The 9,120-nt window shown below is 45.6% G+C and carries 6 protein-coding genes and 1 pseudogene; 6 read left to right on the top strand and 1 reads right to left on the bottom strand.

The genetic code is table 11. The features are described 5' to 3' along the window. Positions 1–119: 119 nt before the first annotated feature. Positions 120–1,709, bottom strand: a complete 1,590-nt coding sequence (locus tag AACQ17_RS02485) for an ABC-F family ATPase (RefSeq protein WP_017042874.1) — start codon at positions 1,707–1,709, stop codon at positions 120–122. A 236-nt stretch (positions 1,710–1,945) separates the two neighbouring features. Here AACQ17_RS02485 and AACQ17_RS02480 point away from each other — a divergent pair, with 236 nt between their 5' ends. The 6 genes and pseudogenes from AACQ17_RS02480 to AACQ17_RS02455 all read left to right on the top strand — a co-directional run. After that, positions 1,946–2,581: a response regulator gene (locus tag AACQ17_RS02480; RefSeq protein ID WP_013856877.1), complete on the top strand. Its 636-nt coding sequence runs from the start codon at positions 1,946–1,948 to the stop codon at positions 2,579–2,581. A gap of 8 nt (positions 2,582–2,589) precedes the next feature. After that, on the top strand, positions 2,590–4,209 hold the full coding sequence (locus AACQ17_RS02475; RefSeq protein WP_094147698.1) for an MASE1 domain-containing sensor histidine kinase: 1,620 nt from the start codon (positions 2,590–2,592) through the stop codon (positions 4,207–4,209). Positions 4,210–4,296: 87 nt separating this feature from the next. After that, positions 4,297–5,628 carry an MFS transporter family glucose-6-phosphate receptor UhpC gene (uhpC, locus tag AACQ17_RS02470; RefSeq protein ID WP_069212172.1) on the top strand — a complete coding sequence of 444 codons (1,332 nt, stop codon included), beginning with the start codon at positions 4,297–4,299 and terminating at the stop codon, positions 5,626–5,628. 126 nt (positions 5,629–5,754) lie between these two features. Continuing rightward, positions 5,755–6,789: an ABC transporter substrate-binding protein gene (locus AACQ17_RS02465; RefSeq protein ID WP_013856874.1), complete on the top strand. Its 1,035-nt coding sequence runs from the start codon at positions 5,755–5,757 to the stop codon at positions 6,787–6,789. A 109-nt stretch (positions 6,790–6,898) separates the two neighbouring features. After that, positions 6,899–8,995, top strand: coding sequence for an ABC transporter permease (locus AACQ17_RS02460; RefSeq protein ID WP_026027999.1), 2,097 nt, complete (start codon positions 6,899–6,901; stop codon positions 8,993–8,995). A 17-nt stretch (positions 8,996–9,012) separates the two neighbouring features. Beyond that, positions 9,013–9,120: pseudogene (locus tag AACQ17_RS02455) on the top strand (ABC transporter ATP-binding protein); the annotation flags it as partial.

Raw genomic sequence — 9,120 nt, 5'->3', positions numbered from 1 at the left:
TGCGCACCAAATTGGAACGTGCGCTCCATTTTAATGCACTCTATTTTTTGGCTCGTTCCAGATTGCAGGCATTAAAAAGGCCTCCCGCAGGAAGCCTTTTCTTAAGAGTAAACCGTGGATTAGTTTACGCCACGAGATTTCAAGAATTCAGCATAAGTGCCTTTGAAATCGGTCAGTTTGTTATCACGGATTTCAATGATGCGCGTTGCCAGTGAGTCCACAAATACGCGGTCGTGAGATACGAAGAACAGAGTCCCTTTGTAGTTCTCCAACGCCGTGTTGAGTGATTCGATCGATTCCATGTCCATGTGGTTAGTTGGCTCATCCATCAGCAGCATGTTTGGCTTATGCATCATTAGCTTACCAAGCAACATACGACCTTGTTCACCACCAGAGATGACCTTAACGGATTTCTTGATGTCATCTTGGCCAAACAACATCCGCCCTAAGAAGCTGCGGATCACTTGCTCGTCATCCCCTTCTTGACGCCATTGGCTCATCCAGTCAAACAGGTTCATATCTTCGGCAAAATCGTGCGCGTGATCTTGAGCGTAGTAACCAATGTTTGCGTTTTCAGACCATTTATAGCTGCCGCTACGAGGCTCAAGTACACCCGCTAAGGTGTTAAGCAGTGTCGTTTTACCGACGCCGTTTTCACCAATGATCGCTACGCGTTCGCCCACTTCAAAAATGGCGTTGAAGTTACTGAACAGATCGTTTTCAAAACCTTGGCTAAGGTTTTCAACTTCTAACGCGTTACGGAACAACTCTTTCGATTGTTCAAAACGAATGAAAGGGTTTTGGCGGCTAGACGCTTTAACTTCGTCCAATTGGATCTTGTCAATCTGCTTAGCTCGTGACGTCGCTTGCTTCGCTTTAGATGCGTTCGCAGAAAAGCGTGCAACGAAAGTTTGCAGTTCAGCAATCTGTGCTTTCTTCTTGGCATTATCAGAGAGCAGACGAGCACGCGCTTGCGATGCCGCTGTCATATACTCGTCGTAGTTACCCGCGTACAGACGCAGTTCACCATAATCCAAGTCAGCCATATGTGTACATACGCTGTTTAAGAAGTGACGGTCGTGCGAGATGATGATCATGGTGCAGTTACGTTGGTTTAGCGTATCTTCTAGCCAGCGAATGGTATCCATATCCAAGTTGTTGGTTGGTTCGTCAAGCAGCATGATGTGTGGTTCAGCAAACAAAACTTGCGCCAATAGCACACGCAGTTTCCAACCTGGTGCCACTTCGCTCATCAAACCAAAGTGCTGTTCAAGAGGAATGCCTACCGCAAGCAACAATTCACCGGCTTTAGACTCGGCCATGTAGCCGTCCATTTCCGCGAATTCAGTTTCGAGATCCGCAACCTTCATGCCATCTTCTTCGGTCATTTCAGGCAGAGAATAGATACGGTCACGTTCTTGTTTAACTTTCCACAACTCTTTGTGGCCCATGATTACCGTGTCGATAACCGTGAACTCTTCGTAAGCGAATTGATCCTGATTCAGTTTCGCCACACGTTCGTTAGGATCATAGCTAACGTTACCACTCGAAGGTTCAAGCTCTCCGCTTAGAATCTTCATAAATGTTGACTTACCACAACCGTTAGCGCCAATCAGGCCATAGCGATTACCTTCGCCAAACTTAACGGAAATGTTTTCAAACAGAGGCTTTGCGCCAAATTGTTGAGTGATATTCGCGGTGGAGATCAAAACCAGTACCTTAATAAATGTGAATTGTATAAAAAACTGCGCAACGTTACTTGTTCAAGGCTCGAACTGCAAGCGATGTTTTTGTTTCACTGCCCTCGTAGTGCGAGTAACTCGCTCATTTAATGCCTACCTGCCACTGATCATAAGTTTCGAGAGAGCAATCACATCCCCTGCGCTGGTTTTTGATACTTATTGATACATCTGCGACTATCACTGCAAACCTATAGGATACCCGTATGATTTCAGTTGCTTTGGTGGATGACCACCTCATGGTTCGCTCTGGCTTTGCACAACTGTTATCGGTTGAACCAGACATTCATGTCCACAGTGAGTATGGTAGCGCGCGCGAAGCATTTCGTGCGCTGGTGAACGCTTCTATCGATGTGGCAGTTATCGACATTTCAATGCCCGATGAAAGTGGGCTTGTGTTGTTAGAGAAACTGCGCCGCGCTCAGCCGGACTTTAAAGCCATCATTCTCTCTATTTATGATTCGGCGTCCTTTGTCAGTAAAGCACTAGAAGCTGGCGCTTGTGGTTATTTATCAAAACGTTGTGGGCCTGGAGAGTTGGTGAGCGCCATTCGTACCGTGGCTAATGGTGATCGCTATTTGTGTGCCGATGCCTTAATTAACCTAAGCAATGCTTCAGGTACGCCATCTGTCCTTGAAGGGTTAACTAAACGCGAAAGAGAGGTGTTTGATCACCTGATTTTAGGCAAAGACGTCAAAGAGATTGGTTACGATTTATCAATTAGCCACAAAACGATTCACGTGCATCGGGCAAATATTTTAAGCAAACTGGGGCTTACCAACAATGTGGATCTCATCCGCTTTGCTATTACTCACCAACTGTTGGTTAACGAGACGTTATAGAAGCGACTATGCATTTTCATCATCGATTTTCTGAAGCTTTACCTCGGTTGTCTCTCTCCTCTGGCTTTAGCTATGCATTTGCATGCGTTTTGTATTCAATTGGTTGGTTTTGTTTATGGAACATCAGCCGCTACTTAACTCCTGATTTATTGCTGGCTGGTCTGTTTTTGCCCACAGGCTTAAAGCTGGCCACACTCACTCTTGCACCGCGTCGTTTTTGGCTTGGGATCACTTTATGCGAAATGGCTATAGTGGCGTTGCTCGGGCATGTGTTGGCTATCGCTGCTCATGAATATCTATTACTGCTGTTTGCATTGATCGCTTATTGGCTGGCGATTGCCTTTCAATCTCTCTGGACATCACTGCACGTTTATTGGAAAAAACTGTTGGCGCTTACCGGGTTGACGGTCGTTTACGGCATCTTATGTGGGAGCTCGGTTTTGCTGTTGGTCAAACCGCTCAACCTCGAACTGCATTACGTGGCACAAGCGACCGTTTCAGCTCTGACCGGCGGTATACTGCTCACTCCGTTCTTATTTCTCCTGTACGATTATCTACATCAGCAGATCTGGAGACCACTGTCACCCGATCTTATTCATCAGGACGTAACACTTCGCCCCTCTGCGTTGCTGTGGTGTTTGCTTTTTTTTAGTGGCGGATTGATCGCGGAGTTAACCTTGCTAGAGCAGCTCAAACCGATCGCCCTGCTCATTTTCCTGCTTCCCAATATTTTTATGGCTTATAAATACGGTTGGCAAGGCGGCGTATTGGCTAGTTTAATGAACAGTATTTTACTTGCTACGGCACGGCAAATGACAGGTTCATTTGAATCCGATATTGAACTCCAAAGTTTTATAGCGACGCAGGCTTTTGTTGGCTTAGGGCTTGGTATTGCGATTAGCCGTCAATATTTCTTGGCGCAACGCTTAGCTAAAATTAACCAAAAGCTGGCAATCGAACTCGCGAACAAACAGCAACTGGCTCGGCAATTAGTCAAGGTTGAAGAGCAAATCCGAAAATCAGTTGCACGCGAACTGCATGATGAAATTGGCCAAAATATCACCGCGATACAGATCCAATCCATGCTCGCTAGTCGCTTGGCACAAAATGAAAAACAAACCAACATCGCTGAGACGATCAACACGCTCGCGCTACGAATTCACTCATCGACACGTCAATTATTAACCGAGCTTCGCCCTCATGCGCTTGATGAATTGGGGCTCGAGAGTGCAATTCGGCAGCTTGCAAGTGAAATGAAATTTGCGGAACGACACGTCGATTTTCGTCTGAATTTCGGAATTTTTGCAGAGCGTTTAGATGACATTACGGCCGTTACACTGTATCGAATTATTCAAGAGCTGCTTAATAACGTGTGCAAACATGCACAAGCATCAGCCGTGCAATTAAGCCTTGTTCCCGGTGACATGTTCAGTGTCGAGCTACGTGATAATGGCATTGGTTTAGCTTCCGATTGGCGCAGCAAAGGCCAAGGCTTACTCGGCATCGAAGAACGCGTCAGCGCACTGGGTGGCACATTTTTAATTGAATCGCAGCGTAGCCAAATACCGCTTGGGACGCGCATAACTGTTAACTTGCCCACAAAACCGCTCACAATATCAACAAACTAGGAAAATTTCCTAGTCACTTATAACTTTGTCTCATTCATTTGGTGAATCACTCCGATACCATCTCTTAGCACTAGGGAGAAACAAAGCATGCTGGGTTTTCTGATTTCAAAACCGACATCAGCACCTATAGAACCACAGGACATTGATGCAACCTATCGTTACTGGCGCTTGCATTTAATGTTATCGATGTACGTCGGCTATGGGGTGTTTTATTTCACACGCAAAAGTCTCAATTTTGCCATGCCTGCGATGCTCACTGATCTCGGGCTTGAACATTCCGATGTTGGTCTGCTTGGTACGCTCTTTTACATGACTTACGGTTTGTCAAAGTTTGTTTCTGGCATGGTCAGCGACCAATCAAAACCGAGTTACTTCATGGGTTTGGGGCTGGTTGCAACGGGCGTAGTTAATGTGCTGTTTGGTTTGAGCTCTTCCCTAGCCGCATTTACCGTGCTTTGGACATTGAACGCTTTTTTCCAAGGTTGGGGATGGCCGCCGTGCGCTAAATTGCTCACTACTTGGTATTCCCGATCTGAACGTGGGTTTTGGTGGTCTATCTGGAACACTTGCCACAATTTAAGTGGCGCGCTCATTCCGATCAGCATTGGTTTTATCGCTGTGACTTTTGGTTGGCGGTACGGATTTATTGCACCGGGTTGCTTGGCGATCATCGTTGGTTTAGTGCTCTGCTTTCGCATGCAAGATAAGCCCACAACGTTAGGGTTACCCCCAGTGGGTGAGTGGCGTAACGATGAATTAGAAAAGCGCCATGAGTCTGAAGGTAAAGGGCTGCCATTTCGCCAAATTTTAAGTCGTTACGTGCTAGGGAATAAGTACATTTGGCTGTTATGTAGCTCCTATCTACTGGTGTATGTGGTGCGTATCGCGCTAAATGATTGGGGTAATTTATACCTCACTGAACGGCATGGTTATGAGCTTTTTTCGGCCAACGCTGCCGTATCAATGTTTGAAGTCGGAGGATTCTTAGGATCGCTATTTGGTGGTTGGGGCTCGGACAAATTTTTTAAAGGCAATCGAGCGCCGATGAACTTGATTTTTGCGCTAGGCATTTTCATTTCAGTGGCCGCGTTATGGCTAACACCGATTGACAACTTTGTGGTGTTGTCGGGCTGCTTCTTTTCCATCGGATTTTTTATTTTTGGTCCGCAAATGATGATAGGAATGGCCGCCGCTGAATGTTCGCACAAGGATGCGGCTGGAACCGCGACCGGTTTTGTCGGCTTATTTGGCTATCTTGGTGCAGCGTTAGCCAGTTACCCATTGGCTGTCATTATTGAACAATTTAGTTGGGAAGGATTTTTCAGTGTCATTACCCTCTCAGCCGCACTGATTGGATTACTGATTTTGCCCTTTTTAAAAGCGCAGCAGCGTGCAGGGAATGCCGTCACTATGTCATAACCTTTCCTCACGTTGTTTTCTGATTTCGCTGTGTCATGCAGCAAAAACGAAATCACAGGAATGTGATGAAACTTAACGCTGCCCTACGTCTACGTTAAGTAATGAAAATAACAAGAGGAAACAGACATGAAAGATAGATTACCTCGCAGTGTACTTGCTACCTGCATTCTCGGTGCTTCGCTTGCCGCGCCTCAAGCATTTGCTGAAGGCCGACTCGTGGTTTATTGCAGTGCCACTAACGCCATGTGCGAGACAGCGACTAAAGCCTTTTCTGATAAATATGACGTAAAAACCTCTTTTGTTCGCAATGGCTCTGGCAGCACGCTGGCCAAAATCGAAGCAGAGAAGAAGAACCCACGCGCGGATGTTTGGTATGGCGGCACGTTGGATCCTCAATCACAGGCGGGTGAAATGGATCTCTTACACGCTTACCAATCCCCGCAGCTTGAATTCATTATGGATGGATTTAAAGATCCAGCGAAACGCAAAGGGAACTACTCTTCGGCCGTTTATATGGGTATTTTAGGTTTTGGGGTGAACACTCAACGTTTGGCTGAAAAAGGATTACCGATCCCGCGCTGCTGGAATGATTTAACCAAACCTGAATACAAAGGAGAGATTCAAATCTCTGACCCACAAAGTTCGGGGACTGCCTATACCGCATTAGCCACCTTCATTCAACTTTGGGATGAAGATAAAGCCTTTGATTATTTCAAAGCACTCGACAAAAACGTCTCTCAATACACCAAATCAGGTGTTACCCCTTCACGTAACTCAGCGCGTGGTGAAATTGCGATTGGTATTGGTTTTTTGCATGACTACTCACTCGAACAATCGAAAGGAGCACCGCTGGAGCTGATTTCGCCTTGTGAAGGTACAGGTTATGAAATTGGTGGTGTGAGCATTATCAAAGGGTCGCGTAACCTTGATAACGCGAAACGGTTTGTTGACTGGGTCATGTCAAAAGAAGGACAAGAGCTAGCATGGAAAGAAGGTCAATCTTTCCAAATTTTAACTAACACTCAAGCGGAACAATCCCCCAACGCCCTCGACCCTAAAAAGTTAACCTTGATCGATTATGACATGGATACCTATGGATCATCTGATGAGCGTAAGCGATTGATTAATAAGTGGGTTAATGTCGTGAAAATGGGTGAATAGCCAACGCATTCCCTTATCTTAGCCTCGATGGGCAGTGCCTACTGCCCTTTTTATAAAGCCAATACCAGGCTTATCACCGTGTGGCTACAAACAACTTTGGTACAGAAAAATGAATGAATTTACAGCAGGCACTGCACCACATCGGCCGCTAAAAACCTCGCATAGGGACCCAATTTTTTATTGGATCCTGACGTTATTGTGTGCGTTTGTGCTGTTGCCCTCTTTTGCACTTGATTACGGAGTGTTTGATTCAACATCGCAAGAGTTTTATGCCGCTATGGGTTGGAGCCGTGCCAATATTTCTTGGTTATGGTTTGCGCTTCCGGGTGTACTTCTCATTCGCCCTTGCTATGCAGGTAATAAGTACGCCAAACACCGTCACTATTTTGATATCGGTTATTCAGCGGCATGCATGTTTTTCGTGTTGGTCAGCTCTTGGTATACCCAGCAAGGTTTAGGTTATTCAACCATTGCACTATTTATTGCCTTAAGTGCTGTCATGACATTGGCATTGGCTCGTCTTGAGTTTTTGGGCGGTGACAGCTTCGTGATTGGTGCTCTGATCTCGATTATTCTCTTGATCACGATTTTTATTATCTTTCCGAGTATCGCCATCTTTGTACCGATGTTCCAAGATGAAATGGGGAACTTTGTTGCGTGGCAATTCATTGAAATTTTGAGCCGAGCGCAGATCATACAAATTGTTTGGAACTCCGTACTGCTTGGCGTATCTGTGGGTATAGGTGCCACTTTCTTTGGTTTGATCTTTGCTATCTATACCACACGCATTGCCACTCGCTCCGCTTTCATTGCGCGAATTTTTTCTATTCTTCCCATTGTGACTCCCCCTTTTGTCGTTGGGCTTGGGGTGACTTTAATGCTTGGGCGCTCCGGTTATATCACCGAACTCATGGTGGATTGGTTTGGGTTACAACAGACAAACTGGCTGTATGGTTTTACAGGCATTTGGATGGCACAAGTGCTCGCCTTTGCTCCTATGTCATTCATGATTTTAGATGGCGCGATGAAATCCCTACATCCATCACTGGAAGAGGCGTCCTACACACTTCGAGCCAATCGTTATCAAACTTTTTTTAAAATTGTCATGCCATTGCTCAAACCTGCTTTGGCCAACAGTTTCTTAATCATCTTTGTCCAATCACTGGCCGACTTCAGTAACCCGCTTGTACTTGGGGGCAGTTTCGATGTGTTAGCCACTCAGATTTACTTCTACATCGCAGGAGCTCAATTAGATTACGCTTCCGCCAGCACACTTGGGGCCGTCTTGCTGCTATTTTCATTGGCGATCTTTGTTGTCCAATATCTGTGGATAGGAAAGCGTTCATACGTCACCATTTCCGGCAAATCATATCGTGGCGATGTGCAAGCGCTGCCTACCTTACTTAAACATACGGTTTCGGCACTGCTCTATTTTTGGATGGCATTTAACATCTTGCTTTATGGCAGCATCATCTTCGGCAGCTTCACCGTGAACTGGGGTGTAGATTACAGTTTAACGCTTAAAAACTATATTCATCTGTTTGGCATGGGAATGAGTGAAGGTGCTTGGCCATCACTTATCACGACGATGATTTATGCCGGCGTTGCAGCGCCATTAACCGCCTTCTTTGGTCTGTTGATTGCGTATATCGTTGTCCGTCAGCAATTTTACGGTAAGAAAGTGATTGAGTTTGCAACCATGCTTTGCTTCGCCGTTCCGGGCACGGTTGCGGGGGTATCTTACATTCTTGCATTTAATGATGCGCCTATTTACCTCACCGGTACCGCGGCCATTGTTGTGATTTCCATGGTGATGCGTAACGTGCCAGTAGGTATTCGCGCAGGTATTGCAGGGCTAGGCCAACTTGATAAATCGCTCGATGAAGCGTCACTCAGTTTGCGGGCTAACTCCTTTAAAACCATTACTCATATTCTGTTGCCGTTATTACGACCAGCAATTCTCTCAACACTGATTTACAGCTTTGTTCGAGCAATGACGACCGTCAGCGCCATTATTTTCTTGGTGACGCCAGAAACACGGGTGGCAACGTCTTACATCCTGAATCGTGTAGAAGATGGTGAGTATGGAGTTGCGATCGCATATGGCTCTATTTTGATTGTTGTGATGTTGGCTATTATTTTAATTTTTGATTTTATCGTTGGTGAGGCACGTGTTTCTCGTTCTAAAGCCAATAACCAAGAATAACCATTGGAGATATCACCATGGAAAATGAAAACTTTGTTGTTTTAAAGAATGTCTGCAAGCGTTTTGGCGATAAAACCGTCATTGGTAATTTGGATTTAGAAATCAAAAAAGGCAGCCTTGTAACA

Origin of the sequence: Vibrio sp. V10_P2A27P122 (genome assembly GCF_963874335.1) — a bacterium.
GTDB classification, from domain to species: Bacteria; Pseudomonadota; Gammaproteobacteria; order Enterobacterales; family Vibrionaceae; genus Vibrio; species Vibrio anguillarum.
Note: the sequence above shows the minus strand (reverse complement) of the source record. Positions and strands in the feature narration are given on the sequence as shown.

Coding starts and splice junctions, on each gene's coding strand:
- AACQ17_RS02480 (WP_013856877.1), top strand. CDS start 1,946: ATGATTTCAGTTGCTTTGGTGGATGACCACCTCATGGTTCGCTCTGGC.
- AACQ17_RS02475 (WP_094147698.1), top strand. CDS start 2,590: ATGCATTTTCATCATCGATTTTCTGAAGCTTTACCTCGGTTGTCTCTC.
- uhpC (WP_069212172.1), top strand. CDS start 4,297: ATGCTGGGTTTTCTGATTTCAAAACCGACATCAGCACCTATAGAACCA.
- AACQ17_RS02465 (WP_013856874.1), top strand. CDS start 5,755: ATGAAAGATAGATTACCTCGCAGTGTACTTGCTACCTGCATTCTCGGT.
- AACQ17_RS02460 (WP_026027999.1), top strand. CDS start 6,899: ATGAATGAATTTACAGCAGGCACTGCACCACATCGGCCGCTAAAAACC.